A 21,795-nucleotide genomic window follows, 5' to 3' on the forward strand; every position below is an offset into this window, starting at 1 on the left:
GTTACTTGGCGGCCACCGGCCCGGTGGCGCCGTCCCAGCCCCCGCCGAGGGCGGCGATCAGTTGCACACTGGCGATCAGCCGGCTCTGCAGCAGGCTCAGCACGCTGCGCTCGTTACTCAGGGCGGTGGTCTGCACGGTGACCACATCCAGATAGGCGATCAGGCCGGCCTTGTACTGGTTTTCGGTCAGGCGCAGGGATTCACGGGCCGAGTCCAGCGCCTGCTGGCGCACCACCGCCTCGTTCTCCATCACCTTGAGCTGCACCAGGTAGTTCTCCACCTCGCGGAAACCGTCGAGCACGGTCTGGCGATACTTGGCAACAGTCTGGTCATACACCGCCTCGGTCCGTTCCACTTCCGCCGAGCGCTGCCCGCCGTCGAACAGGGTCATCGCCAGTTTCGGCCCCACCGACCAGAAGCGGTTCGGCAGGCTGATCCAGTCGGCATAGGTACTGCTGCTGTAGCCGCCGGACAGGCTCAGGGTCAGGTCCGGGTAGTAGGCCGCCTTCGCCACGCCGATCTTGGCGTTGGCGGCAATCACCGAGCGCTCCGCCGAGGCGACATCCGGACGCCGCTCCAGCAGTTGCGACGGCAGGCCCAGCGGAATCTGTGGCAACGCCGGAACGTCGCGGGTGGCCGCCAGCTTGAAGTCGGCCGGTGCCTGGCCGGTCAGTACAGCAATGGCGTTTTCAAACTGGGCGCGCTGCCAGGCCAGGTCGATCAGGTCGCCCTGGGCGCTTTTCAACTGGGTCTGCGCCTGGGCGATCGAGGCCTTGTCCGAAACGCCGAAGCGGTACTGGTTCTCGGTGGTTTTCAGCGAGCGCTCATAGGCCTGCACGGTGGCTTCGAGCAGGCGTTTCTGCTCATCGATCACCCGCAGTTGCAAGTAGTTCTGCACCAGTTCCGATTGCTGGCTCAGGCGCATCGCCGCCAGGTCGGCGAAGCTCGCCTGGGCACTCGCCTGGTCCGCCTCGAGGCCGCGGCGCAGCTTGCCCCAGACATCGGCTTCCCAGCTCACGCCCAATTGCGCGTTGTAGGTGTCGCGAATCCCGCTCGCGGAACTGCTCAGGCTTGAGTTGCTGCTGCCGGTGCCCTGGCTGGAACGGGTCTTGCCCGCGCTCAGGTCGACACTGGGAAAGAACGCCCCGCGGGAACTGCGCACCAGGGCCTGGGCCTGGCGGAACTGCGCCTCGGACTGGGCCACGGTCTGGTTGCCGCTGTTGAGTTTTTCCACCAGGCCATTGAGCACCGGATCGCCATACAGCTCCCACCAGGCGCCACGGGCCAGCGAGTCGCTGGGCTGGGCCTGGCGCCAGCCGGCGGCTTCCTTGTACTGCGCCGGCGTGGCGGCTTCCGGGCGCTTGTAGTCCGGGCCGACGGCGCAGGCGCTGAGCATCAGCCCGCACAGGGCCAGGCTCAGCAGGCGCGAGCCGCGGGCCATTTCCAGGCGTTGTGCGGCCCGGGCGGTCGCATTGCAGTAGGAGTGGTCAGTCATAGCGGAGTTTCCAGAGCACCATCGGTACGGACGCCACGCCAGGCGTTGAAACGGTGGCGCAGGCGGTCGAGATAAAGGTAAACCACCGGGGTGGTGTAAAGGGTCAGGACCTGGCTGAAGACCAGCCCGCCAATGATGGTCAGGCCCAGCGGCTGGCGCATTTCCGCCCCTTCGGCGGTGCTCAGCAGCAGCGGCAGTGCACCGAGGATCGCCGCCAGGGTGGTCATCAGGATCGGCCGCAGGCGCAGCAGACAGGCTTCACGGATCGAGGCCAGGGGCTCGAGCGCCGAATGGCGCTCCAGTTGCAGGGCCAGGTCGATCATCAGGATCGCGTTCTTCTTCACCACACCGATCAGCAGGAACAGCCCGAGCAGGGAAATCAGGCTGAACTCGCCGCCCAGCAGGTAGATGCTGAGCAAGGCGCCGACGCCGGCCGAAGGCAGGGTCGAGAGGATGGTCAGCGGATGGATGTAGCTCTCGTAGAGCACCCCCAGTACCAGGTAGACCGCCACCAGCGCGCCGAGAATCATGAACGGCTGGCTTTTCTGGGTGGCGGCAAAGGCATCGCTGGTGCCGGCCATCTTGGCAATCACCGACTCCGGCAGGCCTAGCTTGGCCACCGCCCGCTCGATCGCCGCCGTGCCCTGCTCCACCGTCACGCCCGGGGCCATGTCGAACGACAGGCTTTGCGAGGCGAACTGCCCCTCATGGCTGACCTGGTCTTCCTGCAGGCTGTTCTCGTAGTGGGCGATGGCCGACAGCGGAATGCGCTGGCCGTCGCTGCCGATCACCTTGACCTGGTTCAGGGTTTCCGGATCCTGGGCGTATTTCGGGTTGACCTCCATCACCACCTGGTACTGGTTCAGGCTGTCATAGATGGTGGAGATCTGCCGCTGGCTGTAGGCGTTGTTCAGCACTGCGGTGACCATGCTCATGTCGACGCCCAGGCGCTTGGCGGTATCGCGGTCGACCACCAGGGTGGTCTGCTGCGCGCCGCGACCTTCGCGGGCGTCGATGGCGGTCAGTTCCGGCAGCCCCTTGAACGCCGCGATCACCTTCGGATACCACTCGCGCAGGGCCGCCAGGTCGTCGCTCTGCAGGATGTAGGAGTACTGCGCGGTGGTCTGCTCGCGACCGCCGCCGAACTGCAGGTCCTGGTCGGCCATCAGCATCAGGCGTGCGCCGGGGACCTTGGGCATCTCGACCCGCAGGCGCTCGATGACCTTCTGCGCCGAGATGTTGCGTTCCTTGATCGGCTTGAGACGTACCAGCATGAAAGCGTTGTTGGTGCCGTTGTTGCCACCGATGAAGCCGGCCACGCTCTGTACCGCGGGGTCGGCCAGGATCGCCTTGCGGAACGTCTCCATCTTCGGTTGCATCACGCCGAACGACAGGCCGTCATCGCCGCGGATGAAACCGATCAGTTGCCCGGTGTCCTGCTGCGGCATGAAGGTCTTGGGCACCACCACGTACAGTGCGACGTTGACAGCGATGGTCACCAGCAGGCTGAGCAGGGTCAGGCGCCGGTGGCGCAACACCCAGTCCAGGCTGCGGGCGTAGGCGCTGACCATGCGCTCGTTGGCCTGCTCGCTCCAGCGCTGCAGGCGCGTCTGCGCGCCCTGGGGCTTGAGCCAGCGGGCGCAGAGCATCGGCGTCAGGGTCAGGGAGACTACCAGAGACACTATGATCGACGCCGCCAGGGTGATCGAGAACTCGCGGAACAGGCTCTCGATGATGCCGCCCATGAACAGGATCGACAGGAACACCGCCACCAGCGAAACGTTCATCGACAACAGGGTGAAACCGACCTCCTTCGCCCCGAGGTAGGCCGCCTTCATCGGCGACACACCCTCGTCGATATGCCGGGAGATGTTCTCCAGCACCACGATGGCATCGTCCACCACCAGGCCGGTGGCGAGGATCAGCGCCATCAGCGACAGGTTGTTCAGGGAGAACCCGTAGAGGTACATGATGGCGAAGGTGCCGATCAGCGACACCGGCACCGCCAGGGTCGGGATCAGCGACGCGCGGAAGTTGCCGAGGAACAGGTAGACCACCAGCACCACCAGGGCGACAGCGATCAGCAGGGTCATCTCGGCTTCATGCAGGGTCGCCTTGATCACCGGCGAGCGGTCCATGGCCAGGTTCAGCTTGACGCTGGACGGCAACACCGCCTGCAACGCCGGCAACTGCGCCTTGATCTCGTTGACCGTCTGGATGATGTTGGCGCCGGCCTGGCGGTTGATCACCAGCAGCACGGCGGCGTCATTGTTGAAGAAGCCGCTGTTGTAGCGGTCCTCGACGCTGTCCTTGATCTTCGCCACATCGCCCAGGCGCAGGGCCGCACCGTTCTGGTAGTGGATGATCAGCGGCTCGTAGTCCTTGGCCTTCTCCAACTGGTCGTTGGCCTGCACCTGCCAGTTGCGCTGGTCGTCCTCCAGCGATCCCTTGGGCCGGCGCACGTTGGCGTTGGCGATGGTGGTACGTACATCGTCCAGGGCCACGCCGTACTGGTTCAACGCCTGGGGTTCGAGTTCGATGCGCACCGCCGGCAGCGAACTGCCGCCGATCTGCACTTCGCCCACGCCCGGCACCTGGGACAGGCTCTGGGACAGGATGGTCGAGGCCAGGTCGTACAACTGGCCCTTCTGCAACACGTCGGAGGTCAGCGACAACACCATGATCGGCGCCTGGGACGGGTTGACCTTCTTGTAGGTCGGCATGCTGCGCATGCCGCTGGGCAGCAGGTTGCGCGAAGCGTTGATGGCTGCCTGCACCTCCCGCGCCGCGCCGTTGATGTCGCGGTCCATGTCGAACTGCAGGATCACCCGGGTCGAACCCTGGCTGGAGCGGCTGCTCATGGTGTTGACGCCGGGGATCACCCCGAACGAGCGCTCCAGCGGTGTGGCCACGGTCGAGGCCATGACTTCCGGGCTGGCACCCGGCAGGCTGGCCTGGACCACGATCACCGGGAAGTCCATCTGCGGCAGTGGCGATACCGGCAACAGGCCGAAGCTGACGCCACCGAGCAGGACGATCGCCAGGCTCAGCAGCATGGTCGCTACCGGCCGGCGGATGAAGGGTCCGGAAAGGTTCATGTGTCGGCCTGCTCCAGGCGGCTCGGATGCCGCCCCCAGCGCCGTCCCAGCCGATCGAAGAACAGGTAGATCACCGGCGTGGTGAACAGCGTCAGCACCTGGCTGACCAGCAACCCGCCGACCATCACCAGGCCCAGGGGCTGACGCAGTTCGGCGCCGGAGCCGGTCGCCAGCATCAGCGGCACGGCACCGAACAGCGCCGCCAGGGTGGTCATCAGGATCGGCCGGAAGCGCAGCAGCGCCGCCTGGTAGATCGCCTGCTCGGGCGGGATGCCCTGGTTGCGTTCGGCGTCAAGGGCGAAGTCGATCATCATGATCGCGTTCTTCTTGACGATACCGATCAGCAGGATGATGCCGATGATGGCGATCATGCCCAGGTCATTGCCGCTGAGGATCAGTGCCAGCAAGGCACCCACCGCGGCCGATGGCAGGGTCGAGAGAATCGTCACCGGATGGATATAGCTCTCGTAAAGCACCCCGAGCACGATGTACATGGTCACCACCGCCGCCAGGATCAGCAGCAAGGTGCTCGACAGCGAGGCCTGGAAGGCTTCGGCGGCGCCCTGGAACTGGGTCTGCACGCCGATCGGCATGCCGATCTCCTGCTTGACCTGGTCGATGATCTCGACGCCCTTGCCCAGGGCGACGCCCGGCGCCAGGTTGAACGACATCGTCACCGCCGGGAACTGGCCGATATGCGAGATCGCCAGTTGCGCCTGGCGCTCCTCGATCCGCGCCAGACTCGACAGCCGGACCTGACTGCCGCTGGTGGTCTTGACGTGGATCTGATCGAGGGCGGCGGGGCCGATCTTCTCCCCCGCCTGGGCCTGGAGCACCACACGATACTGGCTGGCCTGGGTGTAGATGGTGGAAATCTGCCGCTGGCCGAAACCGTCGTACAGCGCATCGGTGATATCGGAGACCGACACGCCGAGCCGTGAGGCGGCATCGCGGTCGATCACCAGGTACACCTGCAGGCCCTTGTCCTGCAGGTCGCTGGCGACGTCGGTCAGTTCCGGGCGCTGGGCCAGGGCGTGGACCAGCTTGTCGCTCCATTCGGCGAGCAGGTCGGCGTCCGGCGAGGACATGCTGAACTGGTACTGGGTGCGGCTGACCCGATCCTCGATGGTCAGGTCCTGCACCGGCTGCATGTACAGCCGGATGCCGACCAGTTGGTCCACCTCCGGTTGCAGGCGTGCGATCACCTGCGCCGCGCTGAGGTCTCGCTGACGATGGGGCTTGAGGTTGATCAGCAGCCGCCCGCTGTTGAGCGTGGCGTTGTCGCCGTCGACACCGATATAGGAAGACAGGCTTTCCACCGCCGGGTCGGCCAGGATCACCTTGGCCAGTTCCTGTTGCCGCTGGCTCATGGCGGCGAACGACACCGATTGCGGCGCCTCGGAAATACCCTGGATCACGCCGGTATCCTGCACCGGGAAGAAGCCCTTGGGCACCACCAGGTAAAGGAACACGGTCAGCGCCAGGGTGCCGACGGCCACCAGCAGGGTCAGCGTCTGGTTCCTCAATACCCATTGCAGCTTGCGTCCGTAGGACTCGATCAGCCAGTCGATCCAGGCACCGCTGGCCCGGTAGAAACGCCCCTGCTCCTGTTCCTTGGGTTCACGCTTGAGCAGACGCGCGCACATCATCGGTGTGAGGGTCAGCGAGACCACCAGGGAAATCAGGATGGCCACCGCCAGGGTAATGGCGAACTCGCGAAACAACCGCCCCACCACATCGGCCATGAACAGCAGCGGGATCAGTACCGCGATCAGCGACAGGGTCAGCGACACCAGGGTGAAACCGATCTGCTTCGCGCCCTTGAGCGCCGCCTGCATCGGGCTGTCACCCTCCTCGATGAAGCGCGAGATGTTTTCCAGCATGACGATGGCATCGTCGACCACGAAACCGGTGGCGATGGTCAGGGCCATCAGCGTCAGGTTGTTGATCGAGAAGCCGGCCAGGTACATCACGCCGAAGGTACCGATCAACGACAGTGGCACCGCCACCGATGGAATAATGGTGGCGCTGGCCCGGCGCAGGAACAGGAACGTGACCATCACCACCAGGGCGATGGCGATCAGCAGTTCATGCTGTACGTCGGTCACCGAAGCACGGATGGTCTGGGTGCGGTCGGTGAGCACGGCGACGTCGATGCCGGCCGGCAGGTTGTCGGTGATGCTCGGCAGCAGCGCCTTGATCCGGTCGACCACCTCGATGACGTTGGCCCCCGGCTGGCGCTGGATATTCAGCAATACCGCCTGGCTCTGGTTGGCCCAGGCCGCCAGACGCTCGTTTTCCGCACCGTCGACGATCTCGGCCACGTCCTTCAGGCGCAACGGCGCGCCGTTCTTGTAGGCGAGAATCAGCTCGGCGTATTCCTTGGGTGAACGCAACTGGTCGTTGGCATCGAGCATCGACACCCGGGTCGGGCCGTCGAAGTTGCCCTTGGGCTGGTTGACGTTGGAGGCGCCGATCAGCGTGCGCACGTCGGACAGGTTCAGGCTGTTGGCCGCCAGGGCCTCGGGGTTGACCTTGATCCGCACCGCCTGGCGCTGACCACCGGCGATGCTGACCATGCCGACACCACTGATCTGGGCGATCTTCTGCGCCATGCGCGTGTCGACCAGGTCATTGAGCTTGGGCAGCAGCATGGTTTTCGAAGTGATCGCCAGGGTCAGCACCGGGGTATCCGCCGGGTTGACCTTGTTGTACACCGGCGGTGCCGGCAGATCCTTGGGCAGCAGGTTGGTCGCGGCGTTGATCGCCGCCTGGACCTGCTGCTCGGCGACATCCATGTTGATGTCGAGGTTGAAGCGCAGGGTCAGTACCGAGGCACCGCCGGAACTGGTGGAAGCCATCTGGGTCAGCCCGGGCATCTGCCCGAACTGGCGCTCCAGCGGCGCGGTGACCGCGCTGGTCATCACGTCCGGGCTGGCGCCCGGATACAGGGTCATGACACGGATCGTCGGGTAGTCGACCTGGGGCAGTGCCGACACCGGCAGCAGCCGGTAGGCAATCACCCCGGCCAGGACGATCGCCAGCATGCTCAGGGTGGTCGCTACCGGGCGGAGAATGAACAGCCGCGAGAGATTCATGCGCCGACCTTTTTCGCCTTGGCGTCAGTACCCGCTTCGCCGTCCTTGGCCTTGGCACCGTGCAAGTGTTCGGCTGGCGTACTCGGTACGTCCTGGCTGTCATTGACCACTTCCACCTCGCCCCCATCCTTGAGGCGGTCGGTGCCTTCGAGCACCACCCGGTCACCGGCGGCCAGGCCCGAGGTGATCACAGTGACATTACCGTCACTCGGCCCGACCTTCAGCGGACGAATCCTGACCTTCTTGTCACCCTCCAGCGCATAGACGAAGGTCCCGTCGGTACCGAACTGGATCGCCGCGCTCGGCGCCAGTATCACGCCTTTCAGGGTATCGGCCAGCAGGCGCACGTTGACGAACTGGTTGGGGAACAGGATCTGGTCCTTGTTCTCGTAGAGCGCCTTGAACTTCAGGGTGCCGGTGGTGATGTCGATCTGGTTGTCCAGGCTCTGCAGCACGCCGGTGGCCTGCAGCTTCACATCACCACGATCCCAGGCTTCGGCCGGCAGGTGCGCACCACTGCGGAAACGCGGCAGCACCACGTCCAGGTTGTTCTCCGGCAGGGTGAACGCCACGCTGATCGGCTGGGTCTGGGTGATCACGGCCACGGCCTGGGTGTCGTTGGCCGCCAGCAGGTTGCCGACGTCCAGCTGGCGCAGGCCCAGGCGTCCGGAAATCGGTGCGCGAATCTTGGTGAACGCCAGGTTCAGCTTGGCCGCGTCGACCGCGCCCTGGTTGTTCTTCACCGTGCCCTGGTACTGCAGTACGGTGGCCTCGGCGGTGTCCAGGGTCTGCTTGGCGATACTGTCCTCGGCATACAGCCCGCGATAGCGCTGCAGGTCGACCTGGGCGTTCTTCAACTGGGCCTGGCTCTGCAATAGGGTGCCCTGGGCCTGCAGCAAGGCGCTTTCATAGTTGCGCGGGTCGATTTCGGCGAGCACGTCGCCGGCCTTGACCATCTGCCCTTCCTGGAAATTGATCTTGACCAGTTGGCCGCCCACCTGCGCCCGCACATTGACCGTGTTCAGCGCAGTCACGGTGCCCAGCGCCTTGTAATAGAGCGGGAAATCGCCGACGGTCGCCGGAGCCACGCGCACCGGTACCGGCCCGGTGGAGGCGCCGAAGCCCGGGCGCATCATGCCCGTCTTGCCGGTATGCCCTGCCGGCTTGTGTTCGGTCTTGTGCTCGCCGGCCGGCCAGAAATGCCAGCACAGCGCCGCGATGATCAACACGGTGAACAGGCCGAACAGCCAACGACGGGATTTGCGAGGAGCAGAGGATTGCATGGAGTGATCAACCATTGTGGGCGAGAGCTTCTTCCTTAGGAGCCTGAAAGATAAGCACTCAAATGTTTCATGCAAAGTGCCTTTACCGGCAATTTACCTTTGCATGACGTTCTTCGACCTTTGGGCAAGGCACTGAAACGCAAATGAAAAACGGCCTGGACAGGGACAGGCCGTGAATAAATGCAAGGTCGCTTACTGCAGGACAGCGAGAGCGGCGACGTAGTCGGGTTCCTGGCCGATATCGGCGACCAGTTCGCTGTGCAGCACCTGGTCCTGCTCGTCGAGTACCAGCACGGCCCGGGCGGTGAGGCCCGTGAGCGGCCCGTCGGCGATGGCTACGCCGTAGTCTTGCATGAATCGAGCACCGCGCAAGGTCGACAGGTTCTGCACCTTCTCCAGGCCTTCGGCACCGCAGAAGCGCGCCTGGGCGAACGGCAGGTCAGCGGAAATGCACAGCACCACGGTATTGTTCAGCCCGTTGGCGTGGGCGTTGAAGGCACGGACCGACTTGGCGCAGGTCGGTGTGTCGACGCTGGGGAAGATGTTCAGCACCTTGCGCTGGCCGGCGAAGTCGCTGAGGGCGACATCCGCCAGGTCCTTGTTCACCAGGGAGAATGCGGGTGCCCGGGTGCCGGGGAGCGGCAGTTCGCCATTGACCTGCACCACCACACCCCTGCGCGTCACTTGAGCCATGCGGCGAATCCTTTTGAACGGTTGTAGAGGAAGGGTCGAAGTTAACCACGATATGGCGGCGACACCTACGCCCAAACACAAATTGTCACAGCACCAGGCCCACGCTAGAGCACTGCACAAACAAAAACGGCCTGGACGAGGCCAGGCCGTGGGTGACTGAGGTCGCCGCTTACTTCAAGACAGCCAGGGCCGCATCGTAGTTCGGCTCGTCGGCGATCTCGCCTACCAATTCGCTGTGCAGGACGTTGTTGTTCTCGTCCAGCACCACCACCGCACGGGCGGTCAGGCCGGTCAGCGGGCCTTCGGCGATGGCCACGCCGTAGTTCTCGATGAACTCGCGACCCCGCAGGGTCGACAGGTTCTGTACGTTTTCCAGGCCTTCGGCGCCGCAGAAGCGGGCCTGGGCGAAAGGCAGGTCAGCCGAGATGCACAGCACCACGGTGTTGGCCACGTCGTTGGCCTGGGCGTTGAACTTGCGCACGGAGGTGGCACAGGTCGGGGTGTCGACGCTTGGGAAAATGTTCAGCACCTTGCGCTTGCCGGCAAAGCTTTCCAGGGTGACATCGGCCAGGCCGGCGTTGACCAGGGAAAAGGCCGGGGCCTTGGAGCCGACCTGTGGCAGTTGGCCGTTGACCTTGACCGGATTGCCTTTGAGGGTGACTTGAGCCATGAACGAAATCCTTCCAGAAATATTTGAAGAGGTCGAAGTTAAGCACGAAAGCGCCGATCGACCTATGGGGGGAGCGACAAATTCGCACACCCGCGCCGGTCCGGCAAATCTGAAATGCAGCTTTTTACTGTAGGAACTTGCGCGGAAAACTGCCGCCACTCTCCTGGGGCCGCCCTGTCCCCCTGATACCAGCAAACAGGACAGCCACTTTCAGCAAAACCCATATCAGGCGAGATCATCGCCCATCCACGCCGGATAAAAGCCTGATCCGTATGAATGAGCCATTTCTGAGTCTGTTTTGCCTGCGCGGCAGTTCCTACAGTCCGTCCCATGTCGGGCCGGGGTGGCCTGGCAGGATCTGGCAACCGTGGAAGACGTGAGCATGAGTACAGCAGCAAACGCAGAAGCCTATAACTACAAGGTGGTCCGACAATTCGTCATCGCCACCGTGTTCTGGGGCGTGATCGGCATGGCGATGGGCGTGCTGATCGCTTCGCAACTGGTCTGGCCGGAAATGAACCTCGACCTGCCCTGGACCACCTTCGGCCGCCTGCGCCCGCTGCACACCAGCCTGGTGATCTTCGGTTTCGCCGGCAGCGCGCAGTTCGCCGCCAGCTACTACGCGGTGCAGCGTACCTGTCAGGTACGGTTGTACAGCGATACCCTGGCCGCCTTCACCTTCTGGGGCTGGCAGGCGGTGATCGTGATCATGTTCGTCAGCCTGCCGCTGGGCTACACCACCACCAAGGAATACGCCGAGATCGAGTTCAGCGGCGCGGTGTGGATGGCGCTGGTCTGGGTCGCCTATGCCATCGTGTTCTTCACCACCGTGGTACGGCGCAAGACCCGGCACATCTACGTCGGCAACTGGTTCTTCGGCGCCTTCATCCTGGTGATCGCCATGTTGCATGTGGTCAATCACCTGTCGATCCCGGTGGACTGGTTCAAGTCCTACCCGGTCTATTCCGGCGCGACCGATGCCATGGTGCAGTGGTGGTACGGGCACAACGCGGTAGGCTTCTTCCTGACCACCGGCTTTCTCGGCATGATGTATTACTTCGTGCCCAAGCAGGTCGGCCGGCCGGTGTACTCCTATCGCCTGTCCATCGTCCACTTCTGGGCGCTGATCACCCTGTACATCTGGGCAGGTCCCCACCACCTGCACTACACCGCCCTGCCGGACTGGGCGCAATCGCTGGGCATGGCCATGTCGCTGATCCTGCTGGCACCGAGCTGGGGCGGCATGATCAACGGCATGATGACCCTCTCCGGCGCCTGGCATAAGCTGCGCACCGACCCGATCCTGCGCTTTCTGGTGCTGTCCCTGGCGTTCTACGGCATGTCGACCTTCGAGGGCCCGATGATGGCGATCAAGACCGTCAACGCCCTCTCCCACTACACCGACTGGACCATCGGCCACGTCCATGCCGGCGCGCTGGGCTGGGTGGCGATGATCACCTTCGGTTCTCTCTACCACATGATCCCCAGGGTGTTCGGTCGTGAGCAGATGCACAGCGTCGGGCTGATCAACCTGCATTTCTGGCTGGCGACCATCGGCACGGTGCTGTACATCGCCTCGATGTGGGTCAACGGCATCACCCAGGGCCTGATGTGGCGGGCCGTGAACGAGGACGGCACCCTCACCTACTCCTTCGTCGAGGCCTTGCTGGCCAGCCATCCCGGGTTTGTCGTGCGCTTCGTCGGTGGAGTGTTCTTCCTCGGCGGCATGCTGCTGATGGCCTACAACACCTGGCGCACGGTGCGGGTGGCGGATACCGCGCTGGCCCGGCAGGCGGCGCAGATTGCCTGAGTGCTGACGGACAAAAGGAGAGGACGATGCTGGAAATCGGCTTGAATCTGATGGCGGTGGTTTCGCTGTACCTGGGAATCGGCTACTGCTTGCGGGATCAATCGGAAAAGAGTCTGGATGACGCCAGCCTGATGCTGTTCTCCGACGATCCGGAGGTGGCGCAGCGGGTTGAACAGGCGACGGGCAAGGTGGTGCCGAAGGCAATGGTCGAGGAGCCGCCAACCAGGGAGTGGACGCCAATGGATATGTAGGGTGGCAGGTTAACGAACCGTGACACGCCTGCGGTAATTTCCAGGCGTGATCCCCAGCACCTTGCGAAACGCGCTGCCCAGGTGGGACTGGTGGGCAAAACCGCAATCGAGGGCAATCTCCGCCAGCGGCCTGTCAGCGCTCTCGATCATCCGCCGGGCCGCCTGCACCCGAACCTCCAGCAGATAGGCATGGGGCGTCATGCCAACGGCCCGGGTGAAGTCCCGCAGAAAGCGCAGTTGCGACTGCCCTTGCCCCGCCGCCAACTGGGCCAGGCTCAAGGGTTGGGCGAAATCCTCGGCAAAACGGCGCAGTACCCCCGCAAAGTCCCGCGGTCGAGGATTGCCGGCCGGCATCGAATCGCACAAGCCGACAAACTCCAGTGCCGTCGCCTCCAGCCGCAGCGGATCACCGTCCGGCTCCAGCAACAGGCGGCGCAGTTGCCGCCCCAGGGCCAAGCCTCGTGCGTGCCCGGTACTCTCCAGCCGGCGTTGTATCCGCGGCCGTTCATCCTCGAGTTGCCAGCGCACCAGCAGATACTCGCCACCTTCGGCGGACTCGGAAAACACCTCGACACCCGGCGGCGTCAGGGCCAGGGTGCCGGGAGGGGTGTCGAAGTCCACGCGTCGGTCGGAATCGATCGCGTGCACACCCCACTGATGCTCCAGGGCAATGCCCAGGGTCTGCCACTGCACCGGATCCCGACCGCTATAGGCGGAACGCGGCAACAGTTGCAGACACAGGCGGCCCTCCAACAGCGAACGGGCTGGCAGGGGAAACACGCCGGGGCGTTGTCCGGGCATCTGAAATTTCCTGATAGATCATGATCGACGCCAGCGCGCAGACTGCCGCGGCAACCCCTTATCGACAGGAGCACCACATGCGCACCATCGGCCTTATCGGCGGCATGAGCTGGGAGTCCAGCGCCGAGTACTACCGGATCATCAACCAGCAGGTCCGCTCACGACTCGGCCCGCTGCGCTCGGCGCCGCTGCTAATGTACAGCGTCGACTTCGGGCCTGTCGAACAGGCCCAGCACGCCGGGCGCTGGGACGATGCCGGGCTGATCCTGCAGGATGCGGCGCGTCGCTTGCAGGCCGGCGGTGCCGAGTGCGTGGTGCTGTGTACCAACACCATGCACCGGCTGGCGCAGCAGATCGAGGAAGCCGTGGACATCCCCTTCCTGCATATCGCCACGCCGACCGGGCAAGCGGCTCTCGCCGCTGGCGTCCGAAAAGTCGGCCTGCTCGGGACCGCCTTCACCATGGAACAGGATTTCCTCAAGCAGCGGCTGGCGGCCCAGGGGCTGCAGGTGCTGGTTCCCGAGGCGGTGCAGCGCCAGGCGGTCCATCGGATCATTTATGACGAGCTGTGTGTCGGGGTCATCAAGGAGGATTCCCGGCAGGTCTACCAACAGGTGATAGAGGGGCTGGCCGCTCGCGGTGCCGAGGCGATCGTTCTCGGCTGCACGGAAATCGGTCTGCTGATCAAGCCCGCGGACAGTCGCCTGCCACTGCTCGATACCACCGAATTGCACGCGCTGGCGGCGGTCGATTTCGCGCTGGGCTCCTGACCGCGGCTCAATCCCTTGCAGGAGCCGGCTTGCTGGCGATAGCGACCTCTCGGTAACGCCTCGGCTTGCTGATACACCGCTATCGTCAACAAGCCGGCCCCTTCCCTCCCCAACCGTTCAGCCACGGTTCAGCTAGCGGCGGCAAAAGCTGTTTAGTAATGAGTATCATTATGTTACAAATTACTATCCACTTTAAGTAACGGACGTGCTTGCCGAATGCTGGTTCCCTTTCTGATCATGTTGCGCGAAGGCATCGAAGCCGCGCTCATCGTTGGCATCATTGCCAGTTACCTCAAGCAGACCGGCCGTGGCCAATGGATGCCCGCCGTCTGGATCGGGGTGTTTCTCGCTGCGGCCCTGGCCCTGCTGGTCGGTGGTGGCCTGGAACTGGTGAGCGCCGAATTCCCGCAAAAGCAGCAGGAACTGTTCGAAGGCATCGTCGGCCTGGTGGCCGTCGGCATCCTCAGCTCGATGGTGTTCTGGATGCGCAAGGTCTCGCGCTCCATCAAGCACGCCCTGCACGTTTCCCTCGACCAGGCCCTGGCGGGTTCGAAACATCAGGTCTGGGCACTGATCGCCATGGTGTTCTTCGCCGTGGCCCGCGAAGGCCTGGAAACCGTGTTCTTCCTGCTGGCAGTGTTTCAGCAGAGCGAAGGCCCGGGCGCACCGATCGGCGCCCTGCTCGGCCTGCTCCTGGCGATCCTCGTCGGCTTCGCCATCTATACCGGCAGCATGCGCTTGAACCTGGGTCTGTTCTTCCGCTGGACCGGCCTGTTCATCCTGGTGGTCGCGGCCGGCATCCTGGCCAACTCGGTGCAGGCACTGCATGAGGCCGGCCTGTGGAATCACCTGCAGGACGTGGTCTTCGACATCAGTGCCACGCTGCCGATGGACGGCCCGGCCGGCTCGGTGTTGGCCGGCATGTTCGGCTACCAGGACGCACCGACCGTCAGCGTATTGAGCGCCTACCTGCTGTACCTGGTGATCGCCCTGGTGATGTTCTTCATCCCGGCCTCACCGCCGGCCGCCAAGCAAACTTCTTCCGTTCCCAACCCGTAAGGTTACCCATGTCCAACCCTGCAACTGGCAAACCTCCCCAGGCCTTGCGCTGGGCGGTAGCCGGCTCGGTGATCGTGATGATCGCGGCCGGTGGACTGTTCTACTACGCCTCGCAGTTGGCCGCGAGCAAGCGTCAGAGCCATCACAACGAAATCACGGTCAATATCCTCGCTCACAGCTGCGACCCGAACGCGCTGAGCGTACCGGCCGGATTGAACAGCTTCCGCATCGTCAACAAGTCCGACCGTGCGGTGGAATGGGAAATCCTCGATGGCGTGCTGGTGGTCGAAGAGCGCGAGAACATCGCCCCGGGCCTGAGCCAGGTAATCAACGCCAACCTCGCTCCCGGCGACTACGCGATCACCTGCGGCCTGCTGAGCAACCCGCGTGGCACCCTGCACGTCACCCCGACCGCCGCTTCGGAAGCCGCCGCCAAGGCGCGCCCCTCGATGACCGCGTTCATCGGCCCGCTGTCGGAGTTCCGCGTCTACCTCAGCACCCAGGGCAGCGCCCTGATCAAGGCCGTCGACGCCCTGCAGCAGGCAATCAACGCCGGCGACCTGGCCCAGGCCCAGGCACTCTATGTGCCGGCCCGTGCCGCCTACCAGCGCCTGGCGCCCGCCGCCCAGCGTTTCGCCGAACTGGACAACGGCATCAACGCCCGCGCCGACTACTACGAAAAACGTGAGCAGGACCCAGGCTTCGCTGGGTTCCACCGGATCGAGTACGGCCTGTTCCAGCAGCGCAGCGTCGACGGTCTGAAGCCGGTGGCCGAGCGGCTGCAGGCCGATGTGACCACCCTCAGGCAACAACTGCTGGCCCAGTCGCTGCCACCGGAGCAACTGGTCAGCATCGTCGCCCGCAGCATGCGCAGCATTGCCGATACCCGTGGCGGCAACGGCGAGGAAGAACGCTACAGCCATGTCGACCTGAACGGTTTCGCCGCCAACCTGCAGGCCACTCGCAAGGTCATCGAGCTGCTGCGGCCGCTGCTGGTGAAATCGGCACCCGAGCTGCTGCCCAGGCTCGACAGCGCGGCCGTGGCCCTCGACGCCGAATTCAACGGCCTGCGCAGCGGCGACAGCTATGCCACTTACGACACCGTCGGCGCCGAAAAACGCAAGCAGATTGCCGACAAGGCCAAGGCTCTGGCCGATGCACTCGATGGAATCGATCCCGCCCTTGGCCTCTCCGGCCTTTAATCAGCAGACGAGCCGTACATGAGCGATTCACCACAGCGCAACAAAGAATTTTCCGCTGACCGCCGGCGTGTCCTGCTGGGCATGGGCGTGGCCGGCGCGGCCATCGCCGGCAGTGCCCTGAGCTGCCCGGCCATGGCGGCGGCGCAAGCCCAGGCCCAGGTCACCCAGGCGCCGAGCAGCGACAAGACCCAGGACCGCCACGATTTCCACGGCAAGCACCAGACCGGCATCGTCACCCCGCGCCCGGCCGCCGGCATGATCGTCGCCTTCGACGTCCTGGCCAGTGACCGCAAGGACCTGGAACGGCTGTTCCGCACCCTCAACGAACGCATCGCTTTCCTGATGAATGGCGGCGCGGTGAAACAGGTCGATCCGAAGCTGCCGCCCCTGGACTCCGGCATCCTCGGCCCGGTCGTCACGCCAGACAACCTGACCATCACCGTGTCGGTCGGCCACTCGCTGTTCGACGAGCGGTTCGGCCTGGAGTCGGTCAAGCCCAAGCGCCTGATCCAGATGGTCGGCTTCCCCAACGATGCGCTGCAACCGGACCTGTGCCACGGTGACCTGAGCATCCAGTTCTGCTCCAACACCCCGGACACCAACATTCACGCCCTGCGCGACATCGTCAAGAACACGCCGGACCTGCTGCTGGTGCGCTGGAAACAGGAAGGCACCGTACCGCCACAGGCCCCGACCAAGCCTGGCGAGCCGGCCCAGAGCGCACGCAACTTCCTCGGTTTCCGTGACGGCTCGGCCAACCCTGACTCCAACGACGCCAGCGCCATGGACCGGATCGTCTGGGTCCAGCCGGGCAGCGACGAACCGGCCTGGGCCGCCAACGGCAGCTACCAGGCGGTGCGGATCATCCGCAACCTGGTCGAGCGCTGGGACCGTACCCCGCTGCAGGAGCAGGAAAGCATCATCGGCCGGGTCAAGAGCACCGGCGCGCCCATGGGCGGCCAGAAGGAAACCCAGGTGCCGGACTACACCAGGGACCCTGAAGGCAAGCTGACCAAGCTCGATGCCCATATCCGCCTGGCCAACCCGCGTACCGCCGAGACCCAGCGCAACCTGATCCTGCGCCGGCCGTTCAACTACTCCAACGGGGTCAGCAAGAACGGCCAGCTGGAGATGGGCCTGCTGTTCATCTGCTACCAATCGGACCTGGAACAGGGCTTCATCACCGTCCAGACCCGGCTCAACGGCGAGCCCCTGGAGGAATACCTCAAGCCTATCGGTGGCGGTTATTTCTTCACCTTGCCGGGCGTCACCGGCGACCAGGACTTCATCGGTCGCTCGCTGCTTTCTGCAACACAACAAAAAACCACGGCTTGACCCTTAACTCACCCGGGAAGTTCTCATGAAGAAGTCGCCTCTTGCTTTGTTGTTGGCCGTCGGCCTGCTGCACACTCCGCTCTCGGCCTTCGCGGCCACCGCACCGCTGGACCTGGTCGGCCCGGTTTCGGACTACAAGATCTACGTCACCGAGCAACTGGACGAACTGGCCAGCAAGACCCAGCAGTTCACCGATGCCGTGAAGAAAGGCGACCTGGCGACCGCCAGGAAGCTCTACGCGCCGACCCGCGTTCACTACGAGTCGATCGAGCCGATCGCCGAGCTGTTCAGTGACCTGGACGCAGCCATCGACTCGCGTGTCGACGATCACGAAAAAGGCGTCAAGGCCGAAGACTTCACCGGCTTCCACCGCCTGGAATACAGCCTGTTCTCCGAAAACTCGACCCAGGGCCTGGGCGAACTGGCCGACGGCCTGGACAAGAACGTCAAGGAACTGCAATCGCGTGTGGCCAGCCTGACCTTCCCGCCCGAGAAAGTCGTCGGTGGCGCTGCCGCCCTGCTCGAAGAAGTGGCCGCCACCAAGATCTCCGGCGAGGAAGACCGTTACAGCCACACCGACCTGTATGACTTCCAGGGCAACATCGACGGCGCGAAGAAAATCGTCGACCTGTTCCGCCCACAGATCGAGAAGCAGGACAAGGCTTTCGCCGCCAAGGTCGACAAGAACTTTGCCACCGTGGACAAGATCCTGGCCAAGTACAAGACCAAGGACGGTGGTTTCGAGACCTATGACAAGGTCAAGGACAATGACCGCAAGGCCCTGGTCGGCCCGGTCAACACCCTGGCTGAAGACCTGTCGACCCTGCGCGGCAAGCTGGGCCTGAACTGAGGCCCTGCCCTCCCGGGCGCCTGCGCGTGCCCGGGAGGGATTCTTCGCGACGCCGCAATGAATTCGGCGCCCACAACGGATCAGAGTATCCGATAGAGCAATCGCTCGATCTTCACCCGGCTCACCCGCCGCAGGAACTTGCCCACTGCCTCCGGGTAGTCGACCAACGTCTCCAGCTCACGGAAGCTGCCGATACGCCGGGTGTTCTCCAGGATCAATTGCAGCTCCCGTGCCCGCACTTCCAGCAACTCGCTGCGCGGATCGTCGATCAGCAAGGCGTTTTCCAGGTCCAGGCGGAACGCCCGTGGGTTGAGGTTGTTGCCGGTCAGCAGGGTGTAGCGCTGGTCGACCCACATGCCCTTCAGATGGTAGGTATTGTCACCATCACGCCACAGGTGCAGGTTGAGCAAGCCCTTGTCGATCGCCGCCTGATGGCGCTTGGCGAAACGCCGCAGGCTGATTTCGTACAGGTACGGCAACGCCGCGATCACCTTGAACGGCTGGCTCGGCGGAATATAGAAGTCGTTGGCGGTCTTGTCGCCGACGATGATGTCGATCTTCACCCCGCGCTCCAGCGCCCGGTTGATTTCCCGGGTCACCGCCAACGGCAGGTTGAAATACGGCGTGCAGATGGTCAGTTGCAACTGGCTGGCGGCGATCAGCTCGCAGATCACCCGGCTCAGCGGATTGTTCTTGCCCAGCCCCAGCAACGGGCTGACCGACAGGCTGAAGCTCGGCTCACCGCCGGCGCGGGTGTCGTACTGGGCGCTTTTCAAGCGGCTGCGCAGGTCGCCGATGCCACCGCGCAGGCTACGGGTGCTCGGCAGGCTCGGCAGATCCAGGCGGCAGACCGCATGGGAAGCCAGCAACTCCTTGCGCACAAGCCCCTGCATCGAATCGGCCAACGCCTGGTTGTGCAGCAGGTGGTAGCGGTCGAAACGGTACTTGTCGAACTTGTGCAGGTAGACGTTGTTCAGGCTCGCGCCACTATAGATGACGCAGTCGTCGATGATGAAGCCCTTGAGGTGCAGCACGCCGAACAGTTCGCGGGTCTGCACCGGCACCCCATAGATCGGCACTTCGGTTTCATGGGCGCGGGTCTGTGCCTGGTACCAGGCGGCATTACCCGGCTGCTTCGCGGCACCGATCAGCCCGCGTTGCGCGCGCAGCCAGTCGACCACCACGGCGATCTCCAGCTCCGGACGCGCCGCCTTGGCCGCATGCAGGGCATCGAGGATCTCCTGCCCGGCCTCGTCTTCCTGCAGGTACAACGCCACCAGGGTGATGCGCTGCCGTGCCGCGGCAATCCGCTCCAGCAGACAACGCCGGAACTCGGCAGCCGAGGGCAGGATGGTGAGGGAGTCGGCGGTCAGCGGGAAGCTGCGCAGTTTGGGTAACAGGGCGCGTTTGAAAAGCGACGGCATAGGGCTCGGGTCGAATTCGGAGAAGACGTGAGCTTACACCATGCATTGTCCCGGATGCTCGTGTTCAAGCAGGGCATTGTTGCCAACGCCGGGATGCAACGTCCATCGCGGCGATAGATAAAAACAAATTGGAATGCCCCCTTGTAACAGGCTACAAGTCTACCCAGATAATGGCTCTCTGATATCAATCCTGCGTTTACGCTAAGGAAACCTGAAATGCCCCGCTCTCTGACAATCGCCAAACGCCTTGGATTGGGGTTTGGGCTGGTGCTTTCGCTGCTGATCCTGGTAACCCTGATCGGGGTCAATCGTGTTGGCCTGATCGACTCGACGCTGACCGATGTCAGCGACGACAGCGCGGTCAAGCAACGTTACGCGATCAACTTCCGCGGCAGCGTGCATGACCGTGCCATCGCCATCCGCGATGCCGTGCTGGTGCGTGACGATGCCGGCCTGCAGACCCATCTGAACAACATCGAGAAACTGAACGCCGATTACCAGGCCTCGGCACAACCGATGGACGCGATCTTCGCCAGGATGGGCGCCTCGGATGCCGAGCGCCGCCTGCTGGACGACATCAAGAGCACCGAACGGAGCACCCTGGCCCTCACCTCCCGCCTGATCGAGCTGCGCCGACAGGGCGACATGGACAAGGCCCAGGCCTTCCTGCTGAGCGATATTTCGCCGGCCTACAAGGAATGGCTCAAGCGTATCAACGCCCTGATCGACTGGGAGGAGGCCTCGATCGGCAAGCAACTGGCCGAAGTGCGCACCACCGCCAGCCACTTCGCCACGCTGATGCTGCTGGTCACCACCGTCGCCATCCTGCTCAGCGTGCTGGTCTCGGCACTGATCATCCGCAACCTCAAGTCGACCCTCGGCGCCGAGCCGGAAGCCGTCGCCGACGCGATCCGGCAACTGGCCAACGGGCAACTCGACGGCGTGATCGACACCCGCCACCCCAACAGCGTCATGGGCGCACTGAAGACCAGCAACCGCCACCTGGCCGAAACCATCACCCAGGTGCGCGCCGTGGCCCACGACCTGATGGGCTCGTCCTCGCAACTGCTGGCCAGTTCCGAGAGCAACAACGAGCAGATGCGCGTGCAGACCGGGGAAACCGAACGCATGGCCACCGCGGTCAACCAGATGGCGGCCACGGTGCACGAAATCGCCGCCTACGCGCAGAACGCCGCACAGGCCAGCAACGCTGCCGACCAGGCGGTGGAAAGCGGCAAGCAGGTGGTGCAGACCACCGCCAGCGACATGCAGCGCCTGGCCGAAGTGCTCGATAACGCCGCCGAGTCCGTCGGGCGGGTGTCCCATGACAGCCAGGCCATCGAAAACGTGGTCGAGGTGATCAATTCGATTGCCGAGCGTACCAACCTGCTGGCCCTGAACGCGGCCATCGAGGCCGCCCGCGCCGGCGAAGCCGGACGGGGTTTCGCCGTGGTGGCGGACGAGGTGCGCTCCCTGGCGAACCGCACCCAGGATTCGACCCGGGAGATCCGCGAGATGGTCGGGCAGCTGCAGGCCGGCGCCAGCGACACCGCCGAAATCATGCGCAACAGCCGGGAACTGGCCCAGCGTACCGTCGAGCAGACCCGCGTCGCCGAGGATGCGCTGGTCCGTATCCGCCAGGAAGTCGGTGCAATCAACGACATGAACGCGCAGATCGCCAGTGCCTCGACCCAGCAAGGGGTCGCGACCCAGGAAGTGAGCCAGAACATCAGCCGCATCCACAATGCCGCCGTGGAGACCTCGGTCGGCTCCAACCAGGTCGCCCTGTCCAGCCGCGAGCTGTCGGCGCTGGCCGACAACCTGACACGCAAGGTCAGTTTCTTCAGGGTCTGACCTCCCGCGCTGCCACAGTCTGATGTCCCCGTCATACTGTGGCAGCAGGCTTGCCCGACACAGTCCCACCACCCGGCCCGGGCCCCTGGGCAGCGCCACGGC

General features: G+C 64.2%; 16 protein-coding genes. 8 read left to right on the forward strand and 8 right to left on the reverse strand.

All coding sequences use genetic code 11. From position 1 onward, the window contains the following. Position 1 precedes the first annotated feature (1 nt). The 6 genes from ACZ5KU_RS15435 to tpx (ACZ5KU_RS15460) form a co-directional block, all read right to left on the reverse strand. Positions 2–1,495 carry an efflux transporter outer membrane subunit gene (locus tag ACZ5KU_RS15435; protein ID WP_416769010.1) on the reverse strand — a complete coding sequence of 498 codons (1,494 nt, stop codon included), beginning with the start codon at positions 1,493–1,495 and terminating at the stop codon, positions 2–4. Next, positions 1,492–4,593 (reverse strand): efflux RND transporter permease subunit, encoded by a 3,102-nt coding sequence (locus ACZ5KU_RS15440; protein WP_054059521.1) that lies wholly within the window; start codon positions 4,591–4,593, stop codon positions 1,492–1,494. The genes ACZ5KU_RS15435 and ACZ5KU_RS15440 overlap by 4 nt, the downstream gene beginning before the upstream one ends. Further along, positions 4,590–7,691: an MdtB/MuxB family multidrug efflux RND transporter permease subunit gene (locus ACZ5KU_RS15445; RefSeq protein WP_054063283.1), complete on the reverse strand. Its 3,102-nt coding sequence runs from the start codon at positions 7,689–7,691 to the stop codon at positions 4,590–4,592. Before ACZ5KU_RS15445 ends, ACZ5KU_RS15440 begins: the two co-directional genes overlap by 4 nt. Continuing rightward, a complete protein-coding gene (locus tag ACZ5KU_RS15450; RefSeq protein ID WP_054059523.1) occupies positions 7,688–8,989 on the reverse strand; it encodes an MdtA/MuxA family multidrug efflux RND transporter periplasmic adaptor subunit in 1,302 nt (433 codons plus the stop codon). The genes ACZ5KU_RS15445 and ACZ5KU_RS15450 overlap by 4 nt, the downstream gene beginning before the upstream one ends. Before the next feature lie 177 nt (positions 8,990–9,166). Next, positions 9,167–9,667 (reverse strand): thiol peroxidase, encoded by a 501-nt coding sequence (gene tpx / locus ACZ5KU_RS15455; RefSeq protein ID WP_054063282.1) that lies wholly within the window; start codon positions 9,665–9,667, stop codon positions 9,167–9,169. 169 nt (positions 9,668–9,836) lie between these two features. Further along, entirely contained in the window at positions 9,837–10,337 is a 501-nt protein-coding gene (gene tpx, locus ACZ5KU_RS15460; protein WP_054059525.1) for a thiol peroxidase, read from the reverse strand. Between the two features lie 382 nt (positions 10,338–10,719). Between tpx (ACZ5KU_RS15460) and ccoN the strand changes: the two genes are divergently transcribed. Both ccoN and ACZ5KU_RS15470 read left to right on the forward strand, forming a co-directional pair. Further along, on the forward strand, positions 10,720–12,147 hold the full coding sequence (gene ccoN, locus ACZ5KU_RS15465) for a cytochrome-c oxidase, cbb3-type subunit I (RefSeq protein WP_054059526.1): 1,428 nt from the start codon (positions 10,720–10,722) through the stop codon (positions 12,145–12,147). A 26-nt stretch (positions 12,148–12,173) separates the two neighbouring features. Beyond that, positions 12,174–12,398 carry a hypothetical protein gene (locus tag ACZ5KU_RS15470; RefSeq protein WP_054059527.1) on the forward strand — a complete coding sequence of 75 codons (225 nt, stop codon included), beginning with the start codon at positions 12,174–12,176 and terminating at the stop codon, positions 12,396–12,398. A 9-nt stretch (positions 12,399–12,407) separates the two neighbouring features. On the opposite strand, the gene ACZ5KU_RS15475 is transcribed toward ACZ5KU_RS15470, so the two are convergent. Beyond that, positions 12,408–13,199: a helix-turn-helix domain-containing protein gene (locus tag ACZ5KU_RS15475; protein WP_054059528.1), complete on the reverse strand. Its 792-nt coding sequence runs from the start codon at positions 13,197–13,199 to the stop codon at positions 12,408–12,410. Between the two features lie 77 nt (positions 13,200–13,276). On the opposite strand from ACZ5KU_RS15475, the gene ACZ5KU_RS15480 reads away from it, so the two are divergent. The 5 genes from ACZ5KU_RS15480 to efeO (ACZ5KU_RS15500) all read left to right on the forward strand — a co-directional run bounded on the left by ACZ5KU_RS15480 (position 13,277) and on the right by efeO (ACZ5KU_RS15500) (position 18,415). Next, positions 13,277–13,969 (forward strand): aspartate/glutamate racemase family protein, encoded by a 693-nt coding sequence (locus ACZ5KU_RS15480; protein ID WP_054059529.1) that lies wholly within the window; start codon positions 13,277–13,279, stop codon positions 13,967–13,969. Positions 13,970–14,185: 216 nt separating this feature from the next. Beyond that, positions 14,186–15,028 (forward strand): iron uptake transporter permease EfeU, encoded by an 843-nt coding sequence (gene efeU / locus ACZ5KU_RS15485; protein ID WP_054059530.1) that lies wholly within the window; start codon positions 14,186–14,188, stop codon positions 15,026–15,028. 8 nt (positions 15,029–15,036) lie between these two features. Next, positions 15,037–16,230 (forward strand): iron uptake system protein EfeO, encoded by a 1,194-nt coding sequence (gene efeO / locus ACZ5KU_RS15490; protein WP_416769011.1) that lies wholly within the window; start codon positions 15,037–15,039, stop codon positions 16,228–16,230. An 18-nt stretch (positions 16,231–16,248) separates the two neighbouring features. Beyond that, positions 16,249–17,565, forward strand: coding sequence for an iron uptake transporter deferrochelatase/peroxidase subunit (efeB, locus tag ACZ5KU_RS15495; RefSeq protein WP_054059532.1), 1,317 nt, complete (start codon positions 16,249–16,251; stop codon positions 17,563–17,565). 25 nt (positions 17,566–17,590) lie between these two features. Further along, on the forward strand, positions 17,591–18,415 hold the full coding sequence (efeO, locus tag ACZ5KU_RS15500; protein ID WP_054059533.1) for an iron uptake system protein EfeO: 825 nt from the start codon (positions 17,591–17,593) through the stop codon (positions 18,413–18,415). An 80-nt stretch (positions 18,416–18,495) separates the two neighbouring features. Here efeO (ACZ5KU_RS15500) and pssA read toward each other — a convergent pair whose 3' ends face one another. Then, on the reverse strand, positions 18,496–19,839 hold the full coding sequence (gene pssA / locus ACZ5KU_RS15505; protein ID WP_054059534.1) for a CDP-diacylglycerol--serine O-phosphatidyltransferase: 1,344 nt from the start codon (positions 19,837–19,839) through the stop codon (positions 18,496–18,498). Positions 19,840–20,055: 216 nt separating this feature from the next. Here pssA and ACZ5KU_RS15510 point away from each other — a divergent pair, with 216 nt between their 5' ends. Beyond that, positions 20,056–21,693, forward strand: coding sequence for a methyl-accepting chemotaxis protein (locus tag ACZ5KU_RS15510; protein WP_054059535.1), 1,638 nt, complete (start codon positions 20,056–20,058; stop codon positions 21,691–21,693). Positions 21,694–21,795 lie beyond the last annotated feature (102 nt).

It is taken from the genome of Pseudomonas sp. Tof1 (assembly GCF_055390395.1).

Bases quoted from the DNA above. Each gene is read 5' to 3' on its own strand.
- ACZ5KU_RS15470 (WP_054059527.1), top strand. From the start codon at position 12,174: ATGCTGGAAATCGGCTTGAATCTGATGGCGGTGGTTTCGCTGTACCTG.
- efeB (WP_054059532.1), top strand. From the start codon at position 16,249: ATGAGCGATTCACCACAGCGCAACAAAGAATTTTCCGCTGACCGCCGG.
- ACZ5KU_RS15445 (WP_054063283.1), bottom strand. From the start codon at position 7,691: ATGAATCTCTCGCGGCTGTTCATTCTCCGCCCGGTAGCGACCACCCTG.
- tpx (WP_054059525.1), bottom strand. From the start codon at position 10,337: ATGGCTCAAGTCACCCTCAAAGGCAATCCGGTCAAGGTCAACGGCCAA.
- ACZ5KU_RS15450 (WP_054059523.1), bottom strand. From the start codon at position 8,989: ATGGTTGATCACTCCATGCAATCCTCTGCTCCTCGCAAATCCCGTCGT.
- efeO (WP_054059533.1), top strand. From the start codon at position 17,591: ATGAAGAAGTCGCCTCTTGCTTTGTTGTTGGCCGTCGGCCTGCTGCAC.
- ACZ5KU_RS15480 (WP_054059529.1), top strand. From the start codon at position 13,277: ATGCGCACCATCGGCCTTATCGGCGGCATGAGCTGGGAGTCCAGCGCC.
- efeO (WP_416769011.1), top strand. From the start codon at position 15,037: ATGTCCAACCCTGCAACTGGCAAACCTCCCCAGGCCTTGCGCTGGGCG.
- pssA (WP_054059534.1), bottom strand. From the start codon at position 19,839: ATGCCGTCGCTTTTCAAACGCGCCCTGTTACCCAAACTGCGCAGCTTC.
- efeU (WP_054059530.1), top strand. From the start codon at position 14,186: ATGCTGGTTCCCTTTCTGATCATGTTGCGCGAAGGCATCGAAGCCGCG.
- ACZ5KU_RS15475 (WP_054059528.1), bottom strand. From the start codon at position 13,199: ATGCCCGGACAACGCCCCGGCGTGTTTCCCCTGCCAGCCCGTTCGCTG.
- ACZ5KU_RS15510 (WP_054059535.1), top strand. From the start codon at position 20,056: ATGCCCCGCTCTCTGACAATCGCCAAACGCCTTGGATTGGGGTTTGGG.
- ACZ5KU_RS15435 (WP_416769010.1), bottom strand. From the start codon at position 1,495: ATGACTGACCACTCCTACTGCAATGCGACCGCCCGGGCCGCACAACGC.
- tpx (WP_054063282.1), bottom strand. From the start codon at position 9,667: ATGGCTCAAGTGACGCGCAGGGGTGTGGTGGTGCAGGTCAATGGCGAA.
- ACZ5KU_RS15440 (WP_054059521.1), bottom strand. From the start codon at position 4,593: ATGAACCTTTCCGGACCCTTCATCCGCCGGCCGGTAGCGACCATGCTG.
- ccoN (WP_054059526.1), top strand. From the start codon at position 10,720: ATGAGTACAGCAGCAAACGCAGAAGCCTATAACTACAAGGTGGTCCGA.